The organism is Mesorhizobium quangtriensis (assembly GCF_040081925.1).
Taxonomy (GTDB): Bacteria; Pseudomonadota; Alphaproteobacteria; order Rhizobiales; family Rhizobiaceae; genus Mesorhizobium_K; species Mesorhizobium_K quangtriensis.
The window spans coordinates 181,400-208,033 of record NZ_JBEBMF010000005.1 but is presented as its reverse complement, the minus strand read 5'-3'; the positions used below and the strand labels follow the sequence as shown (position 1 = coordinate 208,033).

Here is a 26,634-nt window from a genome sequence, read left to right as displayed (position 1 = left end):
ATCCGATCTAATGCATGGGGCATGGTTTGGCTTGAAACCCTCAATCATGATGCAAAGTCCGGCATGTAGCCCATCCTTGTGGCGATAAGGAGAGTTGATTGCTGCGGTTCTTTGCCGCTCGCCGAACAGTTTGGCGGCAACCTCATCTTAACTATGATAAGTCGAAACTGAGAAAACTTGGCTGGCGGGCTGGAAGCTGCGCAACAGAATGCACTGGATTGAGAAGAATGCTGCAAGCGATCAGGATGGTCGGGATCTGTGTGCTCGTACTCGTGCTGAGCGCATGTGTCTCGACTGTGCTGGACGTTGACGGCAAGGCGACACAGCCCATCCCGGCGGCGCTTGTTTCCGAGATGTCTCGGAAATCCATGTCCCCGTCCGCGCCGATTCTCATCCGGATCTTCAAGCAGGAAAGTGAGTTGGAGATCTGGAAGCGCGATCGCACAGGCCAGTTCGCCCTTCTGAAAACCTATCCGATGTGCCGCTGGTCCGGAAAGCTGGGGCCGAAGACCAGAAATGGAGACCGTCAGGCGCCGGAAGGCTTCTATCATGTCAACGCCGGCATGCTGAATCCGAATTCCCAGTATTATCTGTCGTTCAACCTGGGCTATCCAAACCGGCTCGAGGCGGCGCTCGGCTACTCGGGCGAGGCGCTCATGGTCCATGGCGCCTGCTCGTCTTCAGGGTGCTACGCGCTGACCGACGAAGGGGTTTCCGAAATCTATGCGGTTGCAAGGGAGGCGCTGAGAGGCGGCCAGAGCGCGTTCCAGGTCCAGGCTTTCCCGTTTCGCATGACGCCGCAGAACTTGGCCAAGAACCGCAACGACCCAAACTTCTCCTTCTGGGCGGACCTGAAGCGCGGATACGACATTTTCGAAGTTGGTCGACGGCAACCGAAGGTATTCTACTGTGGCCGCCGCTACGTTTTCGACGCCGAGTTCGAGGAAGGCGAGCCTCGCGACCCGCTTGCGGCATGCCCTCCGGTTGCGAATTCGCCAGAGATGGCGTTTGCAGAAAGGACGCAGGCCGATCTCGCGGCTGCGGAGCGCCTGCTCATCAGCGGCTCGACGGTCTCCGCCCATGCGTACAGTGACGGCGGCATGCATCCCACGTTCCGAAAACTCCTGGAGCGAAATGGGGACAAAGCGCTGGCCAAGCGCACGTCGCTGACATCGGTACCGATAAGCCGCCCGGAAGCGGCGCTGGCCGATCCACATTCGCCGCAGGAATGAGGCGAATGCTCAGAACCGTCCTCGCCCTCCTCATGGCCTTTGTGATCGCTCTGCATATGGCCGCGCCGACGTCTGCCGCCGGAGAGACTGACCAGATGATCTCGGTTCTCGATGACATGACCGACAGCGGCGGGGGCCTCGATCGACCGGACGGAGGCGACGACTCCTCTCAGCCGCCGGCTCACGCCACGACGAAGTGCCACGATCAGTGTCATGGGTTCACTATCTGGCTTTCGCAGAACTTCCTGCAAAAGAGCCCGCTGCCGATCGAGAACCGCGCGAACGATTTCCCGCCGACATCAATCGCCATCGTCGTCCCACCGCCCAGACCGGCCGGATAGGCGAACGCGGCGGCAAAGGATCCTGTACCTTGAGGATGATACTCGAGCGAACTCAGCATCCATCCCACAGTCGTAGCTCGCCTTGCACATTCGCTTCCATCCGAAGCGATGAACCCCTACCCTATTGCGAGCGAAGCTTTGACACAGACATCACGCGAGAAAAGTCCGTCCCGGCGGCAGTTCCTGGCCCTTGCTGCGGCATCGGCAGGCGCTTTGGTCCTACCGGCCTGTACCACCGTAAACTCACCGACTGTCAGGTCGGCTGAATCCGAACCGGCCGCCGATACCTCATATCTTTCCATGTATCGGGCGATGCCCGAGGAGGATTTTCCAATACCGGCAGTCGATCTGACCAAGGTCGACAAGCGCTTCTACCGCCAGCTCGTCGACGACCCAACGGGCGAACGTCCGGGCACCGTCGTCGTCGATACGAGAGCGTATTTTCTCTATCTCGTTCGCCCCAATGGCAAGGCGATGCGATATGGCGTCGGTCTCGGACGCCAAGGGTTCACCTGGTCGGGTGAGGGCGTCATCCAGTGGAAGCAGCGGTGGCCGAAATGGACGCCCCCCGCCGAAATGATCGCGCGCCAGCCTGAACTCGAAAAATACAGCGCGGAAAATGGCGGCCAGCCGCCGGGGCTCGAAAACCCGCTCGGCGCCAGGGCGCTCTACATTTTCCAGAATGGCGAGGACACGCTCTATCGCCTGCATGGGACACCTGAATTCTGGACCATAGGCAAGGCGGTCTCCAGCGGCTGCGTCCGCCTCATGAACCAGGACATCATCGACCTCTACGGTCGTGTCGCGACGCCGACGCCGATCATCGTGCGCAGCGGGACGGGAATGGTCGGATGACCCATGCCCGCGAACGCGCTTGCCTCTCTAGGGGCTAGAGCTTGCAGAATTCGAGCCTAAACAAGGAATCCGGAAATGAAACGTCGTAACGTCATAGTCGGCCTGTCAGCCTTTGCAGGAGCCGTCGCCTTTCCCGCCCTGCTGGCGGCGCAACCAACCCCCGACCAACTGCTTGCGGCGGGCGCCCTGCCCGAGAAGAGCTTCGGAGCTGAGGACGCTCCCGTGACCGTGATCGAATATGCCTCACTCACCTGCCCTCACTGCCGGACCTTTCACGTCAATGTGTGGCCGGAGTTCAAGAAGAAATACGTCGATACCGGCCAGGTTCGTTTCATCATGCGGGAATTCCCGTTCGACCCCAGAGCATCTGCCGGTTTCATGCTGGCCAGGTGCTCGGGCGACGATAAGTGGTACGCCACCATCGACCTGCTTTATCGGTCCCAGGACAATTGGGCGCGCGTTTCGGACGGAACGGCCGCGCTGAAGTCCCTGATGGGCATGACCGGAATGGACACGGCTCGCTTCGAGAGTTGCCTGCAGGATCAGGCGCTTCTCGAACAGGTCGCGGCAGTTGCGGAAGCCGGAAAGTCCTTCGGCGTGGATTCGACGCCGACGTTCTTCGTCAACGGCGAAATGCGAAAGGGCGCGCTCAGCCTCGAACAGTTCAGCGAGATCATCGATCCGTTGGTCGCTGAAGGCAAACAATAAGGGAGGCTGCCATGGGCGCACACAACTTCAAAACCAAACTCACCGTCCGGCTGCTGGCTCTTGCGACCGTAGCATCCACGATTTTAACGCTCGCACCGTTGGCCTACAGTCAGGACAGCGAGGTCCTTGCCCGTGTCAACGGCAACGCGATCACGGCAGCAGACCTTGCCCTCGCCGAACAGATGTATGCGCAGCAACTGGGCCAGATGCCCGAGGATGCAAAGCGCTCTGTTCTCGTCGATGCCCTGATCGAACTGCGGATCATCTCCGATGCCGCCCGAGCAGCGGGCGCCACGGACCAGGATGCATACAAACGGCAAATGGCGTTCTTCGAGGCACAGACGTTGCGTTCGGTCTTCCTCGAACAGCGGGTCGCCTCTGCGGTGACCGACGCAGCGGTAAGAGCTGCTTATGACGAGCAGGTGGGCAAGATCCCGGTCGTCCGGGAGCGGCGACTTCGGCACATTCTTCTTCAAAACGAAAACGAGGCGAAGGACGTCATCGAGGCGCTCAAAACCGGTCAGCCGTTCGCGGAACTGGCTAAAGAGCGTTCGGCCGACGACGTCTCGAAAGCCAACGGAGGCGACCTGGGTTTCGTAGCGGAGGGACAGACCCTGCCGGAGGTCGACGCGGCAGCCGGCGCGCTAAAACCGGGCAAATTTACCCAGGAACCTGTCGCCAGCGCCTTCGGCTTCCATGTCGTCATGCTTGAGGACGAGCGCAACAGACCGGCTCCTCCCTTCGAGACCATCGCACCTCAAATTCGGCAAGCTTTGGAAGCTGCCGAGGAGCAGAGGATCATCTCGGAAATTCGCACTGGCGCAGAAATCGAAAAGCTCGTCCCTGATGTGTCGCCGCCCCAGACGGAGGACGGGCATGATCACTAGGCGGCTCAAACTTCGCGGCACCAGCGAGGTGTCGCCATGATCGATCGCAGGTCTTTCGGTCTGGGGATGCTGACACTCCTGTCATCTTCCCGGTTCTCTGTCGCGGCAAAAGCCCAGAAGCCGTTCGAGCTGGATGCGCGTTTCCTGCCGCAAATCGTCGGCGTGGCCTATGACCAGCCGTCCGGCACGATCGTCGTCACACCGCACGACCGCTTTCTCTACCTTATGGAGGGTCAGGGTCTGGCGAGACGTTACGGCATAGGCGTCGGGCGAGCCGGCTTGGCCTTTTCCGGCTCCGCGGTAGTCGGACGTAAGGCCAAATGGCCGAGTTGGCGCCCAACCGACAACATGATCCGGCGCGATCCCAAAAAATATGCCAGATACGCGAAAGGGGTGCCCGGCGGACCAGGCAATCCTCTCGGGTCGCGAGCACTTTATCTCTATCGCGAGGGGCGCGACACTCTTTACCGGATCCACGGCACCACTGAGCCCTGGACGATCGGAAAGGCCGTTTCCAACGGCTGCATCCGTATGGTGAATGAGCATGTCGAGGATCTCTACGAACGTGTGCCCGTCGGAGCGCAGGTCGTGGTGGCGGGCTGATGCTACGGCCTGTTCTGGTCATCGGAGCTGGACAGGCAGGACTCGCTGCCGGTTATCACCTTCAGAAGGCCGGCGTGCCTTTTGTCATGGTCGATGCCGGACGCCGCATTGGGGACAACTGGCGCGTTCGATACGACTCGCTGACCCTGTTCACCCCGCGCCAGTTCAGCACGCTTCCGGGGCTCGAAATCATCGGCAATCGTGAACTCTATCCCGACCGCGACGAGTTTGCTGCTTATCTGGAAAGCTACGCTGGACGCTTCGGGCTGCCCGTCCGGCTTGGGCATGCCGTCGCCCGCGTGGTTCAGATTGATTGTGGCGCCTTTGAAGCCACCTTCCAGAATGGTGAGACGATTGAGGCCTGCGATGTGATCGTGGCGACCGGCGGGTTTCAGGTTCCAATCGTGCCCGACCTCATTGCACGGTTTGGAAACGAGGTGTTGCATCTCACCAGTGCGACCTACCGTAACTCCCGACAACTGCCGGACGGCCCCGTTCTGATCGTCGGAGACGGCGCGAGCGGTCGCGATATCGCCATCGAATGCCGGAAGCTGCAACCCGTTATTCTAGCGGCAGGCAAGCCACGCAAACTGTTCCCCGAAAGATTTCTCGGGAAATCGATCTGGTGGTGGCTGGACGTCACCGGAACGCTGAGAGCGCCGGCCGAGTCATGGATCGGCCGGCGGCTGAAACGTGCTGATGCGTTTCCGGACCGGGGCAACGGCAATGCCAGGCTGGAGAAACGGGGTGTGCGCATCGTGCCCCGGCTCGTGGATGCGTCCGGCAACGAGGCGCGCTTTGCAGATGGAAGTTCCGCGAACGTCCGCACCATCATCTGGGCGGTCGGCTATCGCGACGACAGCTCATGGCTTCACGTGCCTGGAGCGACTGATCAGAATGGAACGTTCCTCCATAGGGCAGGGGTCTCACCCGTGAAGGGGCTCTACTTTGTCGGACGGCCCTGGCAGCGCAACCGAGCTTCGGCTTTGATCATGGGTGCGGGACCGGATGCCGAGCAGATCGTCGCTCAACTACTGGGACACAAACAAGAACCGGCGGCAAGATAACGGAACGGAGCCCCCGATGGCGGTTGGGAATGAAAATTCAAAAGGACTGACAAAGTCTTTGGGCCTGGTCCGGTTGTCCCTTTATGGCGTGGGCACGATCATTGGGGCAGGCATCTATTCCGTGATCGCGCCTGCTGCGGGGGCTGCCGGCGATGGTATTTGGCTGAGCTTCCTGCTCGCGGCCGTCATCTCAGGCTTTTCAGGTCTCTCCTACGCAGAAATCGCCTCCGCGCTTCCGGGCGCCGGGGCCGAGCATAACTTTCTGCGCAAAACGTTTCCCGACGCCCCGGCCATAGCTTTCGCCGTAGGTGTCTTTATCGCGGTTCACGGTGCGGCGACCCTCGCTACGGTTGCTCTCACATTTGGGAACTATGCGCAGACTTTCCTGTCGGTCGCCCCGACGGCTATTGCTATCGGGTTGATGGCGGTAGCGACGGCGATCAACGTGTCAGGCATCGGCAAGGCATCCTTCGTCAGCGCCGCTCTGACCGTCTTTCAGGTCTGTTGCCTTGTCGGCTTCGCTGCGTTCGCGATTTCAATCGGCCCCCGTCCTATTACCGATGCCGTAACCTGGCCAGCGAACTTTGCTGGCGTTGTTCAGGGTACAGCGATCCTCTTCTTTATCTATTCCGGCTACGAGCACATGGCCTCCCTTTCAGAGGAGGCCCGGCGGCCGGAACGCGATTTATGGCGCGCCTTCATGATCGCTCTCGGGGTCACAACCGTCGTCTACTTGGCAGTTATCCTTGGTGTCCTAAGTCTCATTGAAGCCGAGCAACTGGCCGGTTCCCAGTTTCCCCTTGCCGATGCGGCGGCCAGACTTGGCGGCGCATTTGGCATCGTCATCATCGGCGCGGCATTGCTCGCGACGGCCAATGCCGTTCTAAGCGCATCACTGTCGGGAAGCCGGCTGCTCTTCGGCATGTCCCGCGCTGGCGATCTGCCGAAAATTCTTTCGTCGATAACGACCGAAGGTCGAAGCCCTTGGGTCGGCGCGCTGGCATTTCTTGCGGTAGCGATTGTCTTCGCAGCAGTTGGCGAAATAGGGTTCGTCGCGAGTCTGTCGTCGCTGGGTGTGACGCTGGTCTTTGCTGCGATCAACACTGCGGTTGTTGTGCTGAGATTCACACAGCCCGATCTCGAAAGGCCGTTCCGGCTGCCATCCATTGGCAAGTTGCCCGTAACGGCAGTGCTCGGCATCTTGAGCTCTCTTGTTCTCGCAGCTCAGTACGAATGGAAGGTCTACCTGGCTTTTTCCGCAGCATTCATCCTCGGAGCGTTGCCCTATCTCATCATTAGCTGCAATTCACCGCGGATGATGAGATAGCCAACTGCGCGGCTATCTACAGCCCAATTTCCGATTTGATCGGAACCGAGGAACTCACTTACGGATCTCCCAACCGTCCCATGATGACGTGATCTCCGACAATGAAGGAGAACGTGCCGGTGAGGCCGAACCGCTGCGCAAGTGAGATTCGAAGAGCTAACGTTCTGCATTGACCTGTCACTGCACGCCAGCTGCCGTTCAACAACTATGTGATAAGCGCCAAATTACAGAGATGGCAGGGGTGGCATCTCCCCTTCAGCCGTGCGCCAGATCCAAGCATCAAACTCCGGTCGGGAGGCAATAAGCTCGCCAAGAGCTCGCTCGTATGCGCCGTCGGCTGATGGCGGAACAATATATAAGCCAACTGGTTGCGGATGGGTCAGCAATGTGGCAGCCGCAGTCGGCATGTCTGCGGAGAGATTGTAACGTAACCCTTTCACACTTCGTTCTCGAACGTTGGCAATCGTATCAACCAGCTTCTTTTCATATACGGATTCATAGGGGATCCAGTTCTTGGACACGACCATCAACGCCATTTCCTCAATAGCAGCGAGCCCGACAGGCGTGAGACCGAAGGTCATGATCGCGATCAGATGGGAGTCCTGATCGGCGCCCCAAAGTGCGATCTCGTTCTCGAAACGAGCTCGAAGCCGACGGTGCAGACTCTCATCAAGAAGAAGTGGAAAGTCCGGCATGTGCTTGACGATCAGTCGATGACCAGTCCGCGTCGGCCAGAAGTCCTTGACCTCTCCAAGCAGGATTAGCAGCTTTCGCGGCCCGCTCCTTGGCGGCAATGCCGGCGACAGCGCGGTGGCTCGCCGCTGCTCGATCGCCAACTTATCCGAAACACGAAACGGCTCCGGAACGAACAAAACATCGCTCAGCATGCCGCCTTTCACGATCATTTGACGGGAGGCCTCGAACAGATGCCACCGAACATTCCACCAGTGCCGTTTACCTGCCCACCCGGATGTCCAAACCGTTAGCTCGGCGTAATGCCAGAGATATTGAAGCAGGCTGCGAAGAGAAAGTTTCTTGGTCTCGTGGGAGACAGAATCCAAGCCTCCTTCACCGCGAACGGAACCACCCCTCGTACCAAGCTTTGTCAGGCTGAAGCCAACCTTTAGAGCAGACATTCCACTCTCTGGATCGATCTGAATGGCGCTGCCCACCAGCCCCCCGAGACCGGACAGTTCGTCAGGCGCCTCAAAGGACGGGCAAGCTGGATTGTGCCCGCCCCCTGAGAGCGGCATCCGCTTTACAATGTACTGGTCGCCAACTTGGGCGATGTACATCGCAAGCCCATCTTCTTTGCATAAGCAGAACGGTCGAATCCGTCTTTGGTAAGCGTTGGCTATCGCATCCCGAAAGTCCGACGCCGTCTCCTCGATCACCTGGTCAGCAAGTTTGAAACGTCGCATCGCCTCCATCGCTCCGGACGCCGCCGCATCCCCTAGGGGCCATTGATCCACGGTTTCGTCGCCGGTGCAACCTTCATGATGTTCGGATCCAGTGTCTGGTTCGGCGCGCTTGGCCTTCCACCACCCTTGTCCTGTTGAGCGTGATCTCCGACGCAGACGCGCGCTGCCGCGGCGCCCCCGCGGTTCGCGCGCAGGCTGGCGTACGCAGAGGCAGAGGGGAGGCCGGGATGCGGTGGCGGGTCGAGGCCAGGAGAGAGGCTCCCGGCGCCCGTCGCGGAGAACGATCATGACGCATATGGAGATTCAGGCACCGGCGCGCACGATGCCCAACGGCTACAAGGTCGACGTCAACCGCGGCCAGCGCATCGGCCGCGTTTCGTCGGAATGGTTCAATCGCCCGGACGACGAACGCTATCTGTCCCTCACCGACCTCAACAATGCGGTGAAGCGGCGGTCCGAACGCAGCAAGACCCGCATAGTGGAAAGCGAAGCATTTCGCGTGGAAGCCTCTCGCGACAATCCGGAACGGCTGACGCTGATCCTGCCGGACGCGCACGCGCCTGTCGCCCCTACGCATTGGAGCTTTGGTCAGCTCGCCAGCCTGGTCGGCGCGCCCGCGACCTATCTGCGCCAGCTTCCGGCCGCGCTCGCAGGCATTAATCTGCAATATGGCCTTTCCACGCATCGCGCCGAGCAGGTGAAAACGCTCGAAATCGAAAACGGCCGTCTCGAGCTTCGAGCAGTGACAGGGCCCGATTACGGGAGAATTTTCGACCACGAACTCGTCGAGGCGGTCCAAAAGATCGCCGGCAACGGCACCGGCGACACGCGATGGAAAGTGCCCGGGGTGCTCGACTGGTCAACCAGCATCTACAATCCAAACGTCGATATCTCAAAGGACACGACGACGCTCTATGCCTCCGACCGCGATATCTTCGTGTTCCTGGTCGACGATCTCAATCCGATCGAAGCCGGTCGGCTGGCGAACGGTGAAGCGGATCTGTACTTCCGTGGATTCTATGCCTGGAACAGCGAGGTCGGCGCCAAAACACTAGGAATTGCAAGCTTTTACCTGCGTGCCGTGTGTTGCAACAGGAATCTGTGGGGGGTCGAAGATTTCCAGGAAATCACCATCCGGCACTCCAAATATGCCGCGTCGCGCTTTGCTCTTGAAGCCGAGCCGGCGCTGATCCAGTTCGCCGAATCCTCGCCCATGCCGTTCGTCAACGGCATCAAGGCGGCGCGTGAGCGGATCGTTGCACGCGACGATGACGATCGAACCAGCTTCCTCCGGAAGCGTGGCTTCTCGAAGGGCGAGACTACGAAGATCATCGACGCCGTGCTCGTAGACGAAGGCCATCCGCCGGCATCCGTGTTCGATTTCGTGCAGGGCATCACCCGGATTGCGCGTGACAAGCAGCATCAGGATGTCCGGCTTGAGTTGGAAGGCAAAGCCAAGAAGCTCCTCGATCTGGTCCACTGATCCTACCCCCGACCGGCGATTCTGCACATCGCATTGCCGGTTTTCGATCCCCGCCGCTTCAAGGCGCCGTCCTCACCACCACGAGGACGGCGCCTTTCGTCATGTGACAGGCCCGAGATCGAAAGGTCGGCTTTCGATCGCCCGTCATGGAGCGCAAACCATCCATACCGCCAACACTCCGCTGCCGCTGCTGACAAATGACCAGCGCGAACAACTTCTTGCCAATGGCCCGCAAAGCGGTCGCGACCATGTCCCGGTGGTCAAATTCTTCAATCCGGTCGGGATCGGCACCTGGCTCGCCACGGAGCTCGACGCGGACGGCGACATACTATTCGGCATGGCGCAGCTGAACGACGCGCCGGAACTCGGATTCTTCAGCCTCGAAGAGCTTGCCAGGCTCGAGCTGCCATTCGGCAACCATGGACGAGTTCGAGGTCCTGCACGAGTGGCACGATCGAACGCGCAGCACCAGCAAGACCGTCACCGTGGATCGCCAGGCACTCATCCACATCCTGATGGATCATGTGCCCGCATGCTCGAAGCTCTGCGCAAGGCAGGTCGGGTCGATGTCACCGAACCGCGTTGAGGCTGGGGCGCGGCGAGAGGCAGAGGGGGGGAGGGGAGGTTTCCTGACGGGTTTGGAGGTTCGGGGAGAGGCCCCGCGCCGCCCGTCATGGAGACCCTGACCATGGCAAAGAGCGCCATTCAGAAGATCGCAATGAACCCCTCGGAGAACATCGCCTATGACAAGCTTGTCTTGTCGCAGGAGAATGTCCGCCGGATAAAGGACGGCGTCACCATTGAGCAGCTCGCCGACGACATCGGTCGACGGAAGCTCTTGCAGAGCCTGAACGTCCGTCCCATGCTCGACGGAAATGGCGACGAAACCGGCATCTTCGAAGTGCCCGCCGGCGGCCGCCGCTATCTCGCGCTCGGCCTTCTCGTCAAGCAGAAGCGTCTGGCGAAGAACGAGCCGATCCCCTGCATTGTCAACCGCAGCGGAACGACCTCTGCCGAAGAGGACTCGCTTGCCGAGAACGTGCATCGCGAGAACCTGCATCCGCTCGACCAGTTCCGCGCATTCAAGGCGCTGAAGGAACAGGGCCTCGATGTCGAGGAGATCGCCGCCCGCTTCTTCGTGTCGGCGGCGACCGTTAAGCAGCGCCTGAGGCTCGCCTCGGTCTCGCCAAAACTGCTCGAGCTCTACGAGAAGGATGAGATCCGTCTCGAGCAGATCATGGCGTTGTCGATTTCGGACGACCATGCCCGCCAGGAGCAGGTCTGGGAGCGTATCTCCAACAACCCAAATATGCAGGAGCCCTATTACATCAGGCGGCTGCTGACGGAGACCACGGTGCGTGCTGACGATCGCCGCGCAGTCTATGTCGGCGCCGAAGTTTACGAGGCTGCCGGCGGCGTCGTGCTGCGCGACCTGTTCGAGCAGGATTCCGGCGGCTGGTTCCAGGACGCCGCCCTCCTCGAGCAATTGGTCTTCGAAAAGCTGAAGGTCGATGCCGAGGCCGTTCGCGCCGCCGGTTGGAAGTGGGTCGAGGCGGCGATCAGCTTTCCCTATGGCCACACCTCCGGCATGCGGCGTGTCTACGCCGAGCCCGCGGAGCTGAGCGCCGAGGAGATCGCCCGCTACGACGCCGCGAAGGCCGAGTATGATGCGCTCGACGCCAAGTATGCGGAGATGGAGGAGGCCGACCAGGAGACCGAGAACAAGCTCGATCAACTCGGCGCCGAACTCGACGCGTTCAGCGATCGTCCCCAGGTCTACGATCCGGCGCAGAAGGCCATCGCCGGCGCGTTCCTGACCCTCGGTGTCAATGGCCAGCTTCAGGTTGAAGCCGGCTTTGTCCGTCCCGAGGATGGGCCGCGCGCCGAAGTCGACGACGAAGAGGAGGCTGACAGCGAGGATCGCGACGTGTCGCAGCCCGACGAGGACGGCGCTAATGGCGTCGTCGTCAACGGTCGGCACACGAACGGCGGATCCCATACGCGGGAGGAACCCGAGGACGAAGGCATCAAGCCGCTACCCGAACGGCTCGTTTTCGATCTCACCGCGCAGAAGACGCTTGCGCTGCGCAACGCATTGGCAAGTGACGTCGATATCGCCTTCGTCACGGTGCTCCATGCCCTCGTCCTGCAGGTGTTCTACCGATCCGCCAAGGACAGCTGCCTCGAGATCAGCATGGTGAGCAACAGCTTCGGCCAAGTCCAGGGTCTCGCCGAGACTCCCTGGGCGAAGGAGATCGCCGAGCGGCACGAGGCCTGGGACAGGGATATGCCAGACAGCGACAAGCTGTGGGAATTCTTGCTCGGTCTCGACGAGGCGAGCCGCAAGGCGCTGTTCGCGCACTGCGCTTCGCTCTCGCTCAACGCCGTGGTCGAGCCCTGGAACAAGCGGCCGGGCGCGCTTGCTCATGCCGATGAGTTGGCCGCCACGCTCGGCTTCGACATGGTCGAGGCTGGCTGGTCGCCCACATTGGACAACTATCTCGGCCGCGTCACCAAGGCCCGGATCGTTCAGGCAGTCCGTGAAGCACGTGGCGAGGACTCCGCGCAGCTGATCGACCATATGAAGAAGGACTTGATGGCACGTGAGGCCGCGCGTCTTCTCGAAGGGTCGAACTGGCTGCCTGAGCCGCTGCGCCTCGATGGCGACGACGCGGTTGCCGAAGCGGCCGACGCCGTCACCGGCTATGTGACGGACGAGACGGCTCTCGACGGCGATGCAGCAGAGCTTCCGGCCTTCCTCGCCGACGATGCCGGAGCGTCCTCCGACGAACCGGGGACCGACGCCGGCGAGGAACCCGACCACCTCCAGGCCGCCGAGTAATCGGCCTCCCGCTCCGCGCCGGGCCCGGCATCCTCGGCCGGGCCCTTTTCCGTTTTCCGACATGGAGACACACGCATGTCCGCACATACAATTTACGATTGCGCCTCTCTGGGGAGCCTCATCCGCTATTTTGACGGCACAGCGAGGCCGCCCGACCGCTTCAGAAAGAAGCTGTCTGCCTGGGAGAGCCGCAACGGCACCGGCCGCTTGGTAAAGAAGGAACCACCGCGCGAGCGGCCGACCTACACTTCGCCGGCCTGTTTTACTCTGCATGAAGGCGATTTCGGTGGAGACGGCATCATCGTCGTCTCGGTCCGGCGCACCTGGTCCGTCGAGAGTGACCTCCGCTTCGAGATCGTCGAACGTCCTGCGATCGGCATGGTCCGTGTGCTGCAGGATCTCGGCGACAGCCCGGAGCTGTTGCATCTCGCCAGGAACCGCGAGGTGGGCAAACGCTGGCTCGCGAACAATCAGTATAGCCGAGCCTATCTTGAGGAGGTCTCCGCCGACGAAGTCGGCGCCGACCTCATCGAGGGTCGCACGGCCGCCTGACTTCTTCACCGCATAAACCAAACCGACGACGGGCCCGGGGTCGCGCAAGCGATCGCCGGGCCTGTTCCGTTTCATGGAGATCGACATGTTCGACTGGAACAGAAGCTGCTCATATGACGAGCAGCAGAAGAGACGTTTTCACACGACTGCCCGTTCACGGCTGAAGAAACTTGCCGCCGAACTTGCCCTGCCGCCCGGCAGCTTCGAAATCCGCTCGAACAGGGCGGGCATCGCCGTATCCGGTGAAGTCACCCTGCACCATGACCGAGCCTACATTCAAGTCGGGCAGTTCGGTATGTCCTCGGGACACGGCATCCTGATCAGGACCTGCAAGACCCGCAAGGACTTTGCCGGCGGGGCCAATCACTTCGTTGCGTTGACCATGCTAGACGACATTCCAGCGCTCGCAGCGGCTGTCCGCGCCATCACCGCCATCGGACGCGATGCCGAACGCCGGGCTGCGTGAATCCAGTCCACCGATCCCGTCACCGCCGACAGTCACCCGCCACAGCACTGCTGTGGAGGGCGAACGGCCATTTCCGGAGAGCAGCCATGTCCAGTCATCTCCCGTTCCGAAAAGTGTTCGACGGCGTCGCAGCACGCGAGCAGATGTTCCAGCTCTTCAACCGGCACAAAGACACCCCGGGGATAAATCAAATTTCCGGCACGCCCTATGCCGGGGAGTATTTCGAGATTGCCGCAGAGCAATACCACTTCATGCTCGCACTCCTTCCGCCGCTGTTCCAGCGAACCGGCATGTTCGGCATGTCCGAATTCAAGGCCGGCAACGTTACCAGCGTGTTTTTCGCGATCAGGATCCGTGGCCGCGAACGGTGGTTTCACGGCTTCTGCGACCTTTCCGACAAACGCAGTCCGGACGCCATGCGCGCGGCGATCATCGCCCACGAGACGGGCGCCGTCGACAGCATGACCCGCAAGGAAAAGCTTGAGGCGATCTGGTCCGCCACCCATGCCGACTTCAAGGGCATCGCCGGCGAGGCAAACCCGGACGCCTGGCCCGTCGAACATCACGGCAAGCGGACCATCCTTGTTTACGCCGCCGGGCAGGGCACCATCCTGAAGCTGCTGGAGGACCTGTCCGACGAAGAAATCGACAGCCGCATGCCGGACGTCCGCGCACGGTCGAGAAGGGGAGGGGCGAGCGATGCGGAGCCATCATAAGCAGTCCGCGACCGCCAAACACGTCTGGGAGGCGCACTCGACCTATACGGCCGACCTCGGTGTGCCCGATCACCGCCGATACCGGCGCACGCCACCGGGTTCCCGACCGTCGCCGATCTGGTCAGACCTGGCGACACGGTCTCGACCTCCTACAGCACCGGCGGCGTCGTGATCGAGGTAAAGGAATACTTTTATGCCGCGCCGACGGGCGAGACGATGTCGCATTTCACCATCGTCTATGTCCCGCCCGATCGCGCCGCAAAATACCGCGATTGCGATCATCAGTGGATCAATGAGTGCGTCGCCGTCGGCGACCGTATCCTGATGCTCTTCGAGGCAAATTCGGACGAAGTCTTCGTCGTCGACCGAATGCGACCGGCCGACAGCCAACCGTCCAGAACCATACTGATCACATAGGCACCTCGACGCCGAAGAGTTGGCGATCGCGGGCGTGTGCTCCATCCATTCTTCGAAAGGAACTCACCATGGCCAGAAAAGCCTTCTTCGCCGCCTTCGTCATCGATGAGGAGGCATACGCGCCCGAGGGGGTCCATGCTGCTCACCCACCGACAATGCCATCGGCTGCACGCCGCACTTGGCGGTCGTCTCATTGCCGTCTGCTACGGCGCCGGCGCTGATTCCACCACGATGCTGGGTCGCCCTGAAATAGGCTGCCTTGCGCCCCAACTTCATCACCTTCGCGGTCTGTTTGCCGAGAACCCACCACGCTCGAGTACCTCGATTGGACCGTGTTGTCGCCGAATGGTCTTGGTGGGTGTCATCTTCGGTGGAGATGAGGAACTGGCCGAGCACTTCCTTTTTTCAAGGTGGAAATGACCGGTTTCGACCTCAAAGTTGAATTCGCAAAGCTACCATTGACCCAGACAAGCCGAGGCATCAATTCACACGCACAACCGCAGCCTATTCGGCGGCGCGTTCGTCAAAATTCCTGCGCGATGCCTCAATGTAGTCCTGCTGCGACCGTGCCCATGAGGCAAGGGTAAGAAGCGGTCCATGCAGAGAGCGGCCTTGCTCTGTGAGCTCATAATCAACACGGGGCGGAATGGTGGCGAATGCCGTGCGCGTCACGAGCCCGTCGCGCTCCAATCCACGGAGAGTTGTCGTCAGCATTTTGTGGGACAATCCGGGGACTGACCGCTGCAAGGCATTAAAGCGCATAGTCCCTCGGGACAGCGCACCGACGATCATAATCGTCCATTTGTCGCCGATGCGCTCGAAAATCTGGCCAAGCGCCTTGCAGTTTGCCTCGCCTTCTGAGGCATAGTCCACTTCGACGAGCTTTAGATTGGTTTTGGCCATCGTCGTCTCCATTGCGCACCTCTGGGTGCGTGACGTTCGAAATCGTGCGTTCTTGCGCAGGGTTCAACGAACCTTCATATCGCTACGCTCTAACTGAACGTATCGAAAGGTTCAATCATGAATATCGGTGTCAGCGGCGCAAGCGGCAACCTCGGCAGGGCCATCGTCCGAGAATTGCAAGCCCGAAACCAGGGCCACAAGATCGTCGCCATCTCCCGCACTCCCAAAAGCTCGGACGGCGTCGAAGGCCGCGAAGGCGACTACGACAAGCCAGAAACCTTGGCGACGGCCTATGCTGGGCTCGACAAGGTTATCCTCATTCCTACAGGCGACCTGCGCCCAGGCATGCGCGGTTCACAGAACGAAACCGCGATCGCCGCTGCCGTTGCGGCCGGTGTAAAGCACATCGTGCTCCTGTCGGCTGCCGGCACCCGCGAACAGGCCGAACCCGCCATCGGTGCAAGCTACTGGCGCGGCGAGCAGGCGCTCATCAGGGCTGCACCGCAGTGGACGATCCTGCGCATGAACTATTATGCGCAAGCCCTCGCCGATGAAGTGAAGCAATCGGCATCGTCTGGCGCCTTGACCGGTCTTGCCGAAAACAAGGTGGCGTTCGTGAGCCGCGAAGACGTCGCTGCCGCCGCTGCCGGCATCGTTCTGACCGAAGGTCATTCCGGAGCGATCTACAATGCCACCGGTGCCAAGAGCTACACCGGCGCCGAACGCGCGGCACTGGCTTCGGAGGTTCTCGGCACCCAGATCGGCTTTGCCGTGGTTCCCGTTGAGGCCCTGCAAACTGGCATGGCGCAGATGGGTCTGCCCGACTTCGTCATCAATGCGGTTGTCGGCATCCAGCAGGATTTCGCATTTGGCGCATTCGACGTGGTGACTGGTGATGTCGAGAAGCTCGCAGGCCGTCCCCCAAAGGACCTGCGCGACGTTCTTGTCGCAAACCTGAAGTAGTCCAGCCATGAACATCAAATGGGTTTATTGGGGCGCCACAATCCTCCTGTCGCTCATCTATATCGGCGGCGGGTTGATGTATTTGTTCAACATGCCGATGGTTCAGGGCCTGTTCGTCAACTTTGGATATCCCGCCTACATCGTCCCGATCCTCGGAGTGGTAAAGCTTCTGGCCGCCGCGACGATCCTCTCGCGGTTCAGCGTGGCGCTGTCGGACCTGGCTTATGCAGGCATGTTCTTCCACCTGATTCTGGCAGCCGGCGCCCATATCGGCGTCTCCGACTTCGCCGGCTTGCCGCCGTCGCTGGTGGGTCTGGTGCTGCTAGTGGTGTCGTTCCTCACCCAGAACCGTGCGCGTCGTAAGCCCTCGCCTTATGGCTCGCCAGCCGTCCTGCGCGGCAGCATCGACGCTTAATCAACGCAAGATTGGATCGGGGTGCGCCCCGGTCCTTCTTCTCGAAAGGACAGGTCGTGGAACTCGGCATCTATACCTTCGGCGACATCGTGGCCGATCCTCACACCGGCAACAAGCCGACACCTACAGAACGCACTCGTCAGCTCATGGATATGGCCAAACTCGCCGACGATGCGGGTCTCGACGTAATCGGCGTTGGTGAGCACCACGGGCTGGGCTTCGTCAACTCGGCGACAGCGACCCTCATTTCCGGCTTGGCCGCAGCGACCAAGCGTATCCGCTTTACAAGCGCATCAACACTGTTGAGCACCGCAGATCCGGTCCGGACGTTCTAGGAGTTCTCCATGGCCGACCTCGTTTCGGGCGGCCGCGTCGAGATCATCTTCGGGCGCGGCGCCTTCAACGACAACTTTCCGCTCTTTGGCTTCGACATGAAGGACTACGATGCCCTTTTCGCCGAGAAGCTTGAGCTGTTTGAACTGCTCAATTCGAATGAGCGCGTCACCTGGTCAGGCAAATTCCGGCCGCCACTGGAGGATGCCGAGATCGCCCCGCGCCCGCACCAGGCCAGGCTGCCCGTTTCGATAGGCGCTTTGAGTGAGGGAAGCGTGGCCCGCGCGGCAAAGCTCGGATACCCGCTGGTCATCCCCGTGCTGGGCGGCAGCATGGAAGGCTATGCCGATATTGCCGCGTATTATCGCGCCGTGTGGGCTCAATCAGGCCGTCGGCAGGATGATGCCCAGATTTCCCTGTTCTCGCATTTCCACGTCACGGAGACTGCTGAGGAAACCCAGCAGGACTTCTACCCATATTACTCGGGGTATATGCGTCGAATGTTTCGCGGTCCGATCCCGGCGGCGACCTATGCGCACATGCTTTCGCCCGCGGGCACCTTTGTTGGCGGCTCGGTTCAGCAGGTGGTGGACAAGATTTCGATACTTAGGGAAGCCACCGGCGCCCAGCGCTACGTTGGACAAATCGATGTCGGTGCACCACCCTTCTCCACGATCGCCAAAGGAATCGAGCTCTTAGCGACTAAGGTGGCTGAACAACTTCGATAGGGTCTCCGTGTTGAATCGACACGGTCGGAGTTCGGCCTCACCCTCCGTCTGCTTGCGCGTGCGAGCGCCGGAAAGCAGACAGACGGATTCCCAGCCTATCTCGGCCACACCGCCCCATCTGAGACGTAATTGGAACTGCTTGGATTCAGACATGCGTGTCATGGGTGGATCCCCAGGGTTTCTGGCCCAGATCGCCCGCGGTTTTGCAGGACTGCCGCGCTTCTTCTTCACTTCCATGACGAAAGGTCGCGTGGTCTTTTCATAGACGCGCTCCTTGGTGAGGATCGATCCAATTGCAGGATCCAGTCGTCATGTACTTCGGTCGCGAGCAGCGGTCCACCGATCCCACTCCAGCCGTGACCTTCAGCCGCTGGGCAGTCTGCAGTTTCCTACCTGAATAGTCCTTCGCCACATCTCGCTCTGCGTCGCTGGAGGGAGAGCGGGGCCGGGAGGAGTGCGGCCTTGCCGGGGCGCAGAGAGCGCGCCGGCGGGGCGACACTCTCGCTCGAAGGACATCGCCATGAACATTATTTCGACCCCATCGACCGTCGCCCGCATGGTCGCCCCCCTTGCCGCGCGGGCATCCGGCTCGGTCGACCCCGCGCAGACGATTCACCAGGCGGCGGCGTCGCTTTTGCCCTTTCTCGACCAGGGCACGCCAATCACGTCCGCGGCACTGCGCACGGCCATGAGCGACAGCTTCGGCGGCACCGATGCCCAGGGATTCTGGGTCTGGAAGGCCGCCTATGAGGCGCTCGAAGCCGCCCAGGTTCTGTTTCTGCATCGCTTCGGCTCGGCGATCCTGTCCCGGTCGACCTCGCCCGAGGCGACACTGGCGATGATGAAACGCATCGCCGATCTTGCTCCCACCCACACACGGCGCTCCGAAGAGAGCCAGGCCATGCAGCAACTGTCGACGCCGCTGCCGCTCGCCTTCGTCACCGCCCGCGCCGCCGTGATCTCATCTTCGGATCTCGTTCTCGAACCCTCGGCCGGCACCGGCCTTCTCGCCGTTCATGCCGAAATTGCCCGGGCTTCACTCGCCCTCAACGAGCTCGCCGCCACGCGGGCCGATCTGCTCGGTCTGCTATTCCCGCGCGCTCCAGTCTTCCGGCACGACGCTGCCCGCATCGACGATCATCTCGATGCGGCGGTGCAGCCCTCCGTCGTCCTCATGAACCCGCCCTTCACCGTCGGCGCCTATGTCGACGGCCATGTCGCCGATGCGGCATGGCGGCACGTGTCTTCGGCCTTTGCCCGTCTGCGTCCCGGCGGGCGACTTGTCGCCATCACCGGCACCGGGCTTTCTCCCGAAAATCCCAAGTGGCGGCCCGCCTTCGAGCGGCTTCAGCAGCAGGGCAGGGTCGTCTTCACCGCGGCGATCGACGGACGTGTCTATGCTCGCCATGGCACAACGGCGGAAACCCGCCTGACCATCATCGACAAGACGCCAGCGTCCGACCCGTCCGGATTCGTGGTTTCGCCGGGCAAGGTCCCAGATGTCGAAACACTGCTATCCTGCATCTCCGATCTGCCGCCCCGCACACCGGGCGGCTTTCCGGACTCGATCGGCGCCCTGTCGAATAGCATCCTGCGCAATGCCACCATGCGGATGGCAGTTCGACCCGCGGGGCGTGCCGCACCCGCCGCAGGCGAGGCGTCCGTTGCGAAGACGGTCCGACCGGCCCGTCCGGTTACCCGGGCGAAGCCCACCCAACCGGTTGTGCCCGGCGCCACGCCTGCCGTTCCCCTTTCCTATGAACTGCGCGACTGGATGCCGGAGGACGGCGGCCGGCTCACCGACACGATCTACGAGCCCTACGCGCTCCAGTCGATCCAAATCGCTCGCGCCAAGCCGCATCCGACACCGCTGGTCCAGTCGGCCGCGATGGCCGCTGTCGCGCCGCCGAAACCGTCCTATCGGCCCCTCCTGCCGGATGCGATCATCGACGAGGGCCTGCTGTCAGACGCCCAGATCGAAAGCGTGATCTATGCCGGCGAAGCGCATGCCGGCCATCTCGCCGGCGCCTGGACGGTCGACGAAACCTGCGATGTCGTGTCGGCCGCTCCCGAAGGCGTCGAGAACGCGATCCGCTTCCGGCGTGGATGGTTCCTGGGCGATGGGACCGGCTGCGGCAAGGGACGCCAAGTCGCCGGCATCATCCTCGATAATTGGCTGCAGGGTCGGCGGCGTGCGATCTGGATTTCCAAATCGGACAAGCTGCTTGAAGATGCCCAGCGCGACTGGGCAGCACTCGGCCAGGAACGTCTTCTCGTCCAGCCACTCTCGCGTTTTCGGCAAGGCACCCCGATCCGCCTTGCCGAAGGCATCCTGTTCACCACCTACGCGACGCTGCGCTCGCAGGAACGCGAGGGCAAGAAGTCCCGGATCGCCCAGATTCTCGATTGGGTCGGTCAAGAGGCGAGGAGGGCCGAAGGCCCGACTGGGAGAAAAGAAGACCCGGCGGGGAGCGGCGGAGCCGCGACAGGGACAAAAAATTCTTTCGACGGCGTCATTGTCTTCGATGAGGCCCACGCCATGGCCAATGCCGCCGGGGGCAAGAGCGAGCGCGGCGACGTCGCTCCGTCACAGCAGGGCAGGGCGGGCCTCCGTCTGCAACACGCGCTGCCCGACGCCCGTGTCATCTATGTCTCGGCAACAGGCGCGACAGCGGTCGAGAACCTGGCCTATGCGCAGCGCCTCGGCATCTGGGGCAGCGAGGATTTTCCGTTCGCCAACCGCGCCGAATTCGTCGCGGCCATCGAGGATGGCGGTGTCGCGGCGATGGAAGTGCTCGCCCGCGATCTCAAGTCACTCGGCCTCTACACGTCGCGTTCGCTCTCCTATGACGGCGTCGAATACGATTTGCTCGAACACGAACTGACCGTCGAGCAGATCCGCATCTACAATGCCTATGCGGACGCCTTCCAGGTCATTCATAACAATTTGACCGCAGCGCTCGAGGCGGCCAACATCACAAGCGAGGCCGGCACACTGAACCGCAACGCGAAGGCCGCGGCGCGCTCGGCCTTCGAGAGCACCAAGCAGCGTTTCTTCAGCCATTTGATCACGTCGATGATGACGCCGACATTGATCGGCGCGATCGAGCAAGACCGCTCCGACGGCTATTCATCCGTGGTGCAGATAGTTTCGACCGGCGAAGCGTTGATGGAGCGGCGGCTTGCCGAGATCCCCACCGAGGAATGGTCAGATCTCCATGTCGACGTGACGCCGCGGGAGTATGTCGGCGGGTATTTGATGCACTCCTTTCCGACGCAGCTGTTTGAAGAATATTCGGATGCCGAGGGCAACATCTATTCGCGGCCCGTTCATGACGAAGACGGCAACCCGGTCCAGTGCCGGGAAGCGGTTCGCCGGCGCGACGAGATGATCGAGAGGCTGGCCTCTCTGCCGCCTGTCGGCAGCGCGCTCGACCAGATCCTCCACCATTTCGGCACCGACACCGTCGCCGAGGTGACGGGCCGCTCGCGGCGGATCGTCAAGAAGACCGGCCGCGATGGCATCGACCGGCTTGCCGTCGAAAACCGTCCGGGCTCGGCCAATCTGGCGGAAACTCAAAGCTTCCTGGATGACGACAAAAGCGTGCTGATCTTCAGCGACGCCGGCGGCACCGGCCGCTCCTACCATGCCGATCTCGGGGCCAGGAACCAGAGGCTGCGCAAGCACTACCTGTTGGAAGCCGGCTGGCGCGCCGACAACGCCATCCAGGGACTTGGACGGACCCATCGCACCAATCAGGCACAGCCACCCCTGTTCCGGCCCATGGCTGCCAATGTGAAGGCGGGTAAGCGCTTCCTGTCGACCATCGCACGACGACTCGACACGCTGGGCGCGATCACGCGCGGCCAGCGCCAGACCGGCGGGGCAGGGCTGTTCCGGTCCGAGGACAATCTGGAAAGCCCCTATGCCCGCGCCGCACTACGGCAGTTCTACTGGCTGCTCCACCAGGGCAAGATCGAGGGCTGCTCGCTGACGACCTTCGAGACGGTCACTGGCTTGTCGCTGACCACGGACGAAGGCGGACTACGCGACGAGCTGCCGCCGATCACGACATGGCTCAACCGGCTGCTGGCGCTGCGCATCGAAACCCAGAATCTGCTGTTCGAAGTGTTCGAGCAGCTTATGGCGGCGAAGGTCGAGGGCGCTATTGCCGCCGGCAGCTACGATAAGGGTCTGGAGACGATCACGGCGGAGAGCATCGTCGTCACCGATCGTCGCACCGTCTACACGCATCCGGTGTCGGGCGCGCAGTCGCATGTGCTGACCGTCGCGCGCAAGGACCGCATACGCCCGCTCGGCCTGGCCGACGCTCTGGCCATCGCCCGTGCGGAACAGCAATCGGTCCTGCTGGTCAACACGCGATCGAACCGCGCAGCGATCCAGTTGCCGACCGCCAGCCTGATGCTCGATGACGGCGCGATAGAGCACCGCGTGCGCCTGCTTCGACCGACCGACGGGATGCGCTTCGGCCTCGACGCCCTTGCGGAAACCCACTGGCAGCCAGCCGACCGGAAACTGTTCTGCGAACGGTGGCAGGCGGAAGTGGCTGCCGTCCCGGAGTTCACCACCAGCACGTTCCACATCGTCACTGGTCTGCTCCTGCCGATCTGGCGGCGTTTGCCCGACCATGATTGCCAGGTCTATCGCATCCAGACCGATGCCGGCGAGCGCATCATCGGCCGCCACATCGAGCCGACGCTGGTCGCGACCATGTTGCGCAATCTCGGCATCGACAATATGCCGACGCTGGCGCCCGCGGACGCCTGGACCGGGCTGATCGAGGGGCGGATCGGGTTGCAGCTCGCCGAAGGCTTGGTCCTTCGTCGCAGCCGCGTCATGAACGACTATCGTGTCGAACTGATCGGCTTCACCGACGCGATGGCGCCGCGCCTGAAGGCCTTGGGCCTGATCTCGGAAATCATCTCCTGGAAGTTGAGGCTGTTCATCCCAACCGGCGCGCAGGGCCCGGCCATGCTCGCCTCCCTCCTCGACCGCCACACGCTGGTCGGGGTCACCGACCGCGCCGCAGCGGCTTGAGCGGAGGAGGGGACCATGACCGGCTCGGCTTCCGAGCTGGCGCGCCGTCTCGGCGACCAGGCCGAAGCGGTGTGCCGCGAATATCTCTCCAACGGCCGTCGCTCCGGCAATCACTGGATCATCGGTGATGTCCGCAACACGCGCGGCCGCTCCATGCATGTGCGGCTGAAAGCCAATGCCAAAGGCCCGGCCGGCAAGTGGGTCGACGAGGCGACGGCCGAATACGGCGACCTGCTCGATGTCATCCGCGAAAGCTGCGGCCTGGTCGAATTCCGCGATGTTGCCGATGAAGCGCGTCGCTTCCTCGCCATGCCGCGACCAGAACCTCAGTCCCGACCATCCGGTATCCAGCGCCAGCCCGCCGCGGCACGCGGCTCCTCTGACGCCGCGCGTCGTCTGTTCGGCATGTCGCAACCGATCGCCGGCACGCTGGCCGAACGCTATCTCGCCGGCCGCGGCATTCTCTTGACCGCTTGTGAGCGCGCCCTGCGCTTCCACCGGGGCTGCTACTACCGCGATCTCGTGACGGCCAAGACGCTGACCCTGCCGGCATTGATCGCTGCCGTCACCGGCCTCGACGGACGCATCACGGGCCTGCAGAGAACCTGGCTCGCTCCGGACGGCAACGGCAAGGCGCAGATCGCCGATCCGCGCCGCTCGCTCGGTCATCTCCTTGGCAACGGCATCTGGCTCGGCCTCGATCCCGGCAAGCTCGTTCCGGTCATGGCCGCCGGCGAGGGTTTTGAGACGATGGCCTCGCTGCGGGCGGTGATGCCGGCGCTGCCGGTGGCCGCCGCCACCTCTGCCAATCACCTCGCCGGCCTGACCTTCCCGCCCGGCTGCCGTCGCCTCTACATCGCGGCCGATGCGGACGCCGCCGGCCGACACGGCATCGAGCGTCTCAGCCAGCGCGCAGGCGAGGCCGGGATCCTCGCTCTGGCGCTGCGGCCGCAGCTCGGCGACTTCAACGACGATCTGCGCCATCTCGGCCCGACCCATCTCGTGGCATGGCTCAGCGATCAGCTCGTCCCGGAGGATGCCCGTCTCTTCCTGCCGTCGGGATGAACGGCGCTCGCCGACAGGCGGGCAGAGCCGGCGTCACCGGAAGCTTCACGGCCATGGCGGCAGTCTGCCGGAGAGGCCGCGCCCGCGGCCTGCCTGAGAGGCGATCCCCTGCCACCCCCCGGTCACGGCCGCAACGGCTGCGCCGTCCTCCGCTTCGCTTCGGCCTTCGGTGCTGCCGCGCCCGGGGCGCGGCCGGGATGCGCTGTCAGGCCGCGACAGGCGCGGCCACAACCGACGGAGACACGCCATGACCTACGAGCTTCCCTTCGACGACGCCTACGAGCCCTACCACGCCTCCTCGCCGACCGACCGCGTCATCCTTGAGCTGCAGATGTACGGCCACCGTCCGCATCAGGACGAGCCGGATCCCCGACCTCTGCCCGACGATGAGGTGATCCGGGCCGGGCTTGCGGGCATCATCGACACCTTCGCCGGCATGCTCGGCGACACCAGGCTCGAACCCGATCTCGACGACCTGCTCTGGTCCTTCACCAACGTCTTCCACCGCGCGGCCGAGCGCGTGGCCCGCAGCCTCGACCGCAATGAGGACGCCCAGCGTTCGAGCCAGAGCGAACAGGACGGCTCCGAGGTGAAGTCCGTCGAGCTGGAACGGCTCACGGCCGAGGGCATCACCTATATCGAGCGCCGCAACGTGCTGGAAATCATGCGCGACGAGGCTGCCGACCTCTACGAGGCGCAGACCGGATCGGCTTGGCGCCCTCGCACCGGCTCGAAGGTCAACCACCAGGCAATGACGTCGGCGGTGATCGACAGCCGCGATTTCCTCGCCGCGCGCCGCCATGCCGAGACCGAGGTGCTCGTGCCGGCTGGCACTAAGATCGCCTTTGCCGGCGGCCTTGAGTGCAACGAGCACGAGCGGATCTGGGATGCGCTCGACAAGGCCCGCGAGAAGCATCCGGACATGGTGCTGCTGCACGGCGGCAGCCCGCGCGGCGCCGAGCGCATCGCCGCCTGCTGGGCCGAGAGCCGCAAGGTCACGCAGATCGCCTTCAAGCCCGACTGGAACCGGCACGCCAAGGCCGCCCCGTTCCGGCGCAACGACCAGCTGCTTTCCGTGATGCCCTACGGGCTGATCGTCTTCCCGGGCTCCGGCATCACCGAGAACCTGGCCGACAAGGCCCGCCGTCTCGGCATCCCGGTCTGGCGGTTCACGGAGGCCGGCGCGTGAGCGCCGGTTTCCCTGGCGACGCGCCGACCACGGCGCGTCGCTCCTCGACAGCCGGCGAAGCGCACCATGTCGCCACGCGCCAGAGGGAGAGGCGGGAGGCAGAGGGGCGGGGCGTTGCAGCAGAAGGAGAGTCACCATGGCGATGATATTCATAGGCGGATCGCGAGATATATTCGAGTTGCCCGAACCCGCAGTTGCGCGCATAGGTGCGATCGTCGCGGCCGAGCACGGTGTGCTGATTGGCGACGCGCGCGGAGCCGATGCCGAGGCGCAGAGCCTGCTCGCCGGTTATGGCTACGAACATGTCGGCGTGTTCCATACCGGCAAGGAGCCCCGCAACACTCTCGGTGACTGGGCGGCCTATCGCATACCGGCGCCCGACGGCGCTCAGGGTCTTTGCGTCCATGCCGCAAAGGATGGCGAGATGGCCCGGCGCGCCAACTTCGGCCTGATGATCTGGGACGGCGCCTCGCCGGGCACCTGCCTCAACATCCTGCGCCTGGCCGTGATCGGATCGCCATGCGTCGTCTACGATATGCTGCGTGGCACGGCGGCGACCATCCACGATACGGTGGACTGGAGCGCCATGCTGCGCGATGCCGGCCCGGAAGTCCGCAATGCGGTCGAGGCTCGCATGACACGGGACGAGCGGCTGGCGCTTCCTGCCTGAACGCGACAATTCCCGACGAGACCGGTCGGCGCACGCCGCACGCCTGACCCGGCCGAAGGCCGACCTTGCCCTCTGTCGTCCAAGGCCATCGGTCACAGGCCCCATGCGGGTCCGGCCCATTGCGGCATCTTCCGTGTGTTCCTCAGAGACGTCTTGCCCATCGTCGCGCCGAGGCAGCGCGGTTGCGAACCTGCAACGCGCGTTGGGGCACGTCGCCTGAACAATGGGTCGCCTGCCGGCGCCGGGTTTGAACGGTGCCAGCCCGACGCGACCGCGAGACCGGTCCGCCTGACGGAGGAGTTGCGCGGGCAGGGCGTCACCGTGGGATGGCCGGGGCCGGGCAGGGTGATGGAAAGGCGCGGCGCATCAGGACAAACCCCCCTCCTTGGGAC

At 62.6% G+C, this 26,634-nt stretch carries 22 protein-coding genes and 2 pseudogenes; 22 read left to right on the top strand and 2 right to left on the bottom strand.

Annotation, left to right across the window (positions count from 1 at the left end; translation table 11 throughout):
* Positions 1–245 precede the first annotated feature (245 nt).
* The 8 genes from ABMA32_RS23395 to ABMA32_RS23360 all read left to right on the top strand — a co-directional run bounded on the left by ABMA32_RS23395 (position 246) and on the right by ABMA32_RS23360 (position 7,020).
* Entirely contained in the window at positions 246–1,232 is a 987-nt protein-coding gene (locus ABMA32_RS23395; protein WP_349016286.1) for a murein L,D-transpeptidase family protein, read from the top strand.
* A gap of 5 nt (positions 1,233–1,237) precedes the next feature.
* On the top strand, positions 1,238–1,573 hold the full coding sequence (locus ABMA32_RS23390) for a hypothetical protein (protein ID WP_349016158.1): 336 nt from the start codon (positions 1,238–1,240) through the stop codon (positions 1,571–1,573).
* A 108-nt stretch (positions 1,574–1,681) separates the two neighbouring features.
* Complete coding sequence (locus ABMA32_RS23385) at positions 1,682–2,428, top strand: L,D-transpeptidase (RefSeq protein ID WP_349016157.1); 747 nt, start codon at positions 1,682–1,684, stop codon at positions 2,426–2,428.
* A gap of 75 nt (positions 2,429–2,503) precedes the next feature.
* The gene (locus ABMA32_RS23380) at positions 2,504–3,136 is read left to right on the top strand and encodes a DsbA family protein (RefSeq protein WP_349016156.1); all 633 of its coding nucleotides are present in this window, start codon (positions 2,504–2,506) and stop codon (positions 3,134–3,136) included.
* An 11-nt stretch (positions 3,137–3,147) separates the two neighbouring features.
* Positions 3,148–4,023, top strand: coding sequence for a foldase protein PrsA (locus ABMA32_RS23375; protein WP_349016155.1), 876 nt, complete (start codon positions 3,148–3,150; stop codon positions 4,021–4,023).
* Positions 4,024–4,059: 36 nt separating this feature from the next.
* Positions 4,060–4,626, top strand: coding sequence for a L,D-transpeptidase (locus tag ABMA32_RS23370; RefSeq protein ID WP_349016153.1), 567 nt, complete (start codon positions 4,060–4,062; stop codon positions 4,624–4,626).
* The gene (locus tag ABMA32_RS23365; RefSeq protein WP_349016151.1) at positions 4,626–5,693 is read left to right on the top strand and encodes a flavin-containing monooxygenase; all 1,068 of its coding nucleotides are present in this window, start codon (positions 4,626–4,628) and stop codon (positions 5,691–5,693) included. The genes ABMA32_RS23370 and ABMA32_RS23365 overlap by 1 nt, the downstream gene beginning before the upstream one ends.
* Before the next feature lie 16 nt (positions 5,694–5,709).
* A complete protein-coding gene (locus tag ABMA32_RS23360; RefSeq protein ID WP_349016150.1) occupies positions 5,710–7,020 on the top strand; it encodes an APC family permease in 1,311 nt (436 codons plus the stop codon).
* A gap of 224 nt (positions 7,021–7,244) precedes the next feature.
* Here the strand turns inward: ABMA32_RS23360 and ABMA32_RS23355 are convergent, their stop codons facing one another.
* On the bottom strand, positions 7,245–8,441 hold the full coding sequence (locus ABMA32_RS23355) for a DUF1173 domain-containing protein (RefSeq protein WP_349016149.1): 1,197 nt from the start codon (positions 8,439–8,441) through the stop codon (positions 7,245–7,247).
* A 286-nt stretch (positions 8,442–8,727) separates the two neighbouring features.
* Between ABMA32_RS23355 and ABMA32_RS23350 the strand changes: the two genes are divergently transcribed.
* The 7 genes and pseudogenes from ABMA32_RS23350 to ABMA32_RS23320 all read left to right on the top strand — a co-directional run bounded on the left by ABMA32_RS23350 (position 8,728) and on the right by ABMA32_RS23320 (position 14,917).
* Positions 8,728–9,924 carry a DUF932 domain-containing protein gene (locus ABMA32_RS23350; protein ID WP_349016148.1) on the top strand — a complete coding sequence of 399 codons (1,197 nt, stop codon included), beginning with the start codon at positions 8,728–8,730 and terminating at the stop codon, positions 9,922–9,924.
* A 181-nt stretch (positions 9,925–10,105) separates the two neighbouring features.
* Positions 10,106–10,339, top strand: a pseudogene (locus ABMA32_RS23345) (DUF2958 domain-containing protein); the annotation flags it as partial.
* 273 nt (positions 10,340–10,612) lie between these two features.
* On the top strand, positions 10,613–12,766 hold the full coding sequence (locus ABMA32_RS23340) for a ParB/RepB/Spo0J family partition protein (protein WP_349016147.1): 2,154 nt from the start codon (positions 10,613–10,615) through the stop codon (positions 12,764–12,766).
* 75 nt (positions 12,767–12,841) lie between these two features.
* On the top strand, positions 12,842–13,318 hold the full coding sequence (locus ABMA32_RS23335) for a hypothetical protein (RefSeq protein ID WP_349016145.1): 477 nt from the start codon (positions 12,842–12,844) through the stop codon (positions 13,316–13,318).
* Between the two features lie 85 nt (positions 13,319–13,403).
* Positions 13,404–13,784 carry a hypothetical protein gene (locus ABMA32_RS23330; RefSeq protein WP_349016144.1) on the top strand — a complete coding sequence of 127 codons (381 nt, stop codon included), beginning with the start codon at positions 13,404–13,406 and terminating at the stop codon, positions 13,782–13,784.
* A gap of 86 nt (positions 13,785–13,870) precedes the next feature.
* On the top strand, positions 13,871–14,500 hold the full coding sequence (locus ABMA32_RS23325) for a DUF1419 domain-containing protein (RefSeq protein ID WP_349016143.1): 630 nt from the start codon (positions 13,871–13,873) through the stop codon (positions 14,498–14,500).
* Positions 14,501–14,668: 168 nt separating this feature from the next.
* The gene (locus ABMA32_RS23320) at positions 14,669–14,917 is read left to right on the top strand and encodes a hypothetical protein (protein ID WP_349016142.1); all 249 of its coding nucleotides are present in this window, start codon (positions 14,669–14,671) and stop codon (positions 14,915–14,917) included.
* A 504-nt stretch (positions 14,918–15,421) separates the two neighbouring features.
* Here ABMA32_RS23320 and ABMA32_RS23315 read toward each other — a convergent pair.
* The gene (locus ABMA32_RS23315; protein WP_349016141.1) at positions 15,422–15,820 is read right to left on the bottom strand and encodes a winged helix-turn-helix transcriptional regulator; all 399 of its coding nucleotides are present in this window, start codon (positions 15,818–15,820) and stop codon (positions 15,422–15,424) included.
* Between the two features lie 117 nt (positions 15,821–15,937).
* On the opposite strand from ABMA32_RS23315, the gene ABMA32_RS23310 reads away from it, so the two are divergent.
* The 7 genes and pseudogenes from ABMA32_RS23310 to ABMA32_RS23280 all read left to right on the top strand — a co-directional run bounded on the left by ABMA32_RS23310 (position 15,938) and on the right by ABMA32_RS23280 (position 26,242).
* The gene (locus ABMA32_RS23310; protein ID WP_349016140.1) at positions 15,938–16,783 is read left to right on the top strand and encodes an SDR family oxidoreductase; all 846 of its coding nucleotides are present in this window, start codon (positions 15,938–15,940) and stop codon (positions 16,781–16,783) included.
* Positions 16,784–16,790: 7 nt separating this feature from the next.
* The gene (locus ABMA32_RS23305) at positions 16,791–17,198 is read left to right on the top strand and encodes a DoxX family protein (RefSeq protein WP_349016139.1); all 408 of its coding nucleotides are present in this window, start codon (positions 16,791–16,793) and stop codon (positions 17,196–17,198) included.
* A 56-nt stretch (positions 17,199–17,254) separates the two neighbouring features.
* Positions 17,255–18,259, top strand: a pseudogene (locus ABMA32_RS23300) (LLM class flavin-dependent oxidoreductase).
* Between the two features lie 520 nt (positions 18,260–18,779).
* Positions 18,780–23,318, top strand: coding sequence for a strawberry notch-like NTP hydrolase domain-containing protein (locus ABMA32_RS23295; RefSeq protein ID WP_349016138.1), 4,539 nt, complete (start codon positions 18,780–18,782; stop codon positions 23,316–23,318).
* A 15-nt stretch (positions 23,319–23,333) separates the two neighbouring features.
* A complete protein-coding gene (locus tag ABMA32_RS23290) occupies positions 23,334–24,383 on the top strand; it encodes a DUF7146 domain-containing protein (protein WP_349016137.1) in 1,050 nt (349 codons plus the stop codon).
* A 247-nt stretch (positions 24,384–24,630) separates the two neighbouring features.
* A complete protein-coding gene (locus ABMA32_RS23285; protein WP_349016136.1) occupies positions 24,631–25,572 on the top strand; it encodes a DUF2493 domain-containing protein in 942 nt (313 codons plus the stop codon).
* Positions 25,573–25,708: 136 nt separating this feature from the next.
* Positions 25,709–26,242 carry a hypothetical protein gene (locus tag ABMA32_RS23280; RefSeq protein ID WP_349016135.1) on the top strand — a complete coding sequence of 178 codons (534 nt, stop codon included), beginning with the start codon at positions 25,709–25,711 and terminating at the stop codon, positions 26,240–26,242.
* The last annotated feature ends 392 nt before the right edge of the window (positions 26,243–26,634 follow it).

Bases quoted from the DNA above. Each gene is read 5' to 3' on its own strand.
- ABMA32_RS23390 (WP_349016158.1), top strand. From the start codon at position 1,238: ATGCTCAGAACCGTCCTCGCCCTCCTCATGGCCTTTGTGATCGCTCTG.
- ABMA32_RS23350 (WP_349016148.1), top strand. From the start codon at position 8,728: ATGACGCATATGGAGATTCAGGCACCGGCGCGCACGATGCCCAACGGC.
- ABMA32_RS23325 (WP_349016143.1), top strand. From the start codon at position 13,871: ATGTCCAGTCATCTCCCGTTCCGAAAAGTGTTCGACGGCGTCGCAGCA.
- ABMA32_RS23380 (WP_349016156.1), top strand. From the start codon at position 2,504: ATGAAACGTCGTAACGTCATAGTCGGCCTGTCAGCCTTTGCAGGAGCC.
- ABMA32_RS23375 (WP_349016155.1), top strand. From the start codon at position 3,148: ATGGGCGCACACAACTTCAAAACCAAACTCACCGTCCGGCTGCTGGCT.
- ABMA32_RS23335 (WP_349016145.1), top strand. From the start codon at position 12,842: ATGTCCGCACATACAATTTACGATTGCGCCTCTCTGGGGAGCCTCATC.
- ABMA32_RS23295 (WP_349016138.1), top strand. From the start codon at position 18,780: ATGAACATTATTTCGACCCCATCGACCGTCGCCCGCATGGTCGCCCCC.
- ABMA32_RS23370 (WP_349016153.1), top strand. From the start codon at position 4,060: ATGATCGATCGCAGGTCTTTCGGTCTGGGGATGCTGACACTCCTGTCA.
- ABMA32_RS23395 (WP_349016286.1), top strand. From the start codon at position 246: ATGGTCGGGATCTGTGTGCTCGTACTCGTGCTGAGCGCATGTGTCTCG.
- ABMA32_RS23315 (WP_349016141.1), bottom strand. From the start codon at position 15,820: ATGGCCAAAACCAATCTAAAGCTCGTCGAAGTGGACTATGCCTCAGAA.
- ABMA32_RS23355 (WP_349016149.1), bottom strand. From the start codon at position 8,441: ATGCGACGTTTCAAACTTGCTGACCAGGTGATCGAGGAGACGGCGTCG.
- ABMA32_RS23305 (WP_349016139.1), top strand. From the start codon at position 16,791: ATGAACATCAAATGGGTTTATTGGGGCGCCACAATCCTCCTGTCGCTC.
- ABMA32_RS23285 (WP_349016136.1), top strand. From the start codon at position 24,631: ATGACCTACGAGCTTCCCTTCGACGACGCCTACGAGCCCTACCACGCC.
- ABMA32_RS23330 (WP_349016144.1), top strand. From the start codon at position 13,404: ATGTTCGACTGGAACAGAAGCTGCTCATATGACGAGCAGCAGAAGAGA.
- ABMA32_RS23365 (WP_349016151.1), top strand. From the start codon at position 4,626: ATGCTACGGCCTGTTCTGGTCATCGGAGCTGGACAGGCAGGACTCGCT.
- ABMA32_RS23385 (WP_349016157.1), top strand. From the start codon at position 1,682: ATGAACCCCTACCCTATTGCGAGCGAAGCTTTGACACAGACATCACGC.
- ABMA32_RS23310 (WP_349016140.1), top strand. From the start codon at position 15,938: ATGAATATCGGTGTCAGCGGCGCAAGCGGCAACCTCGGCAGGGCCATC.
- ABMA32_RS23280 (WP_349016135.1), top strand. From the start codon at position 25,709: ATGGCGATGATATTCATAGGCGGATCGCGAGATATATTCGAGTTGCCC.
- ABMA32_RS23360 (WP_349016150.1), top strand. From the start codon at position 5,710: ATGGCGGTTGGGAATGAAAATTCAAAAGGACTGACAAAGTCTTTGGGC.
- ABMA32_RS23290 (WP_349016137.1), top strand. From the start codon at position 23,334: ATGACCGGCTCGGCTTCCGAGCTGGCGCGCCGTCTCGGCGACCAGGCC.
- ABMA32_RS23340 (WP_349016147.1), top strand. From the start codon at position 10,613: ATGGCAAAGAGCGCCATTCAGAAGATCGCAATGAACCCCTCGGAGAAC.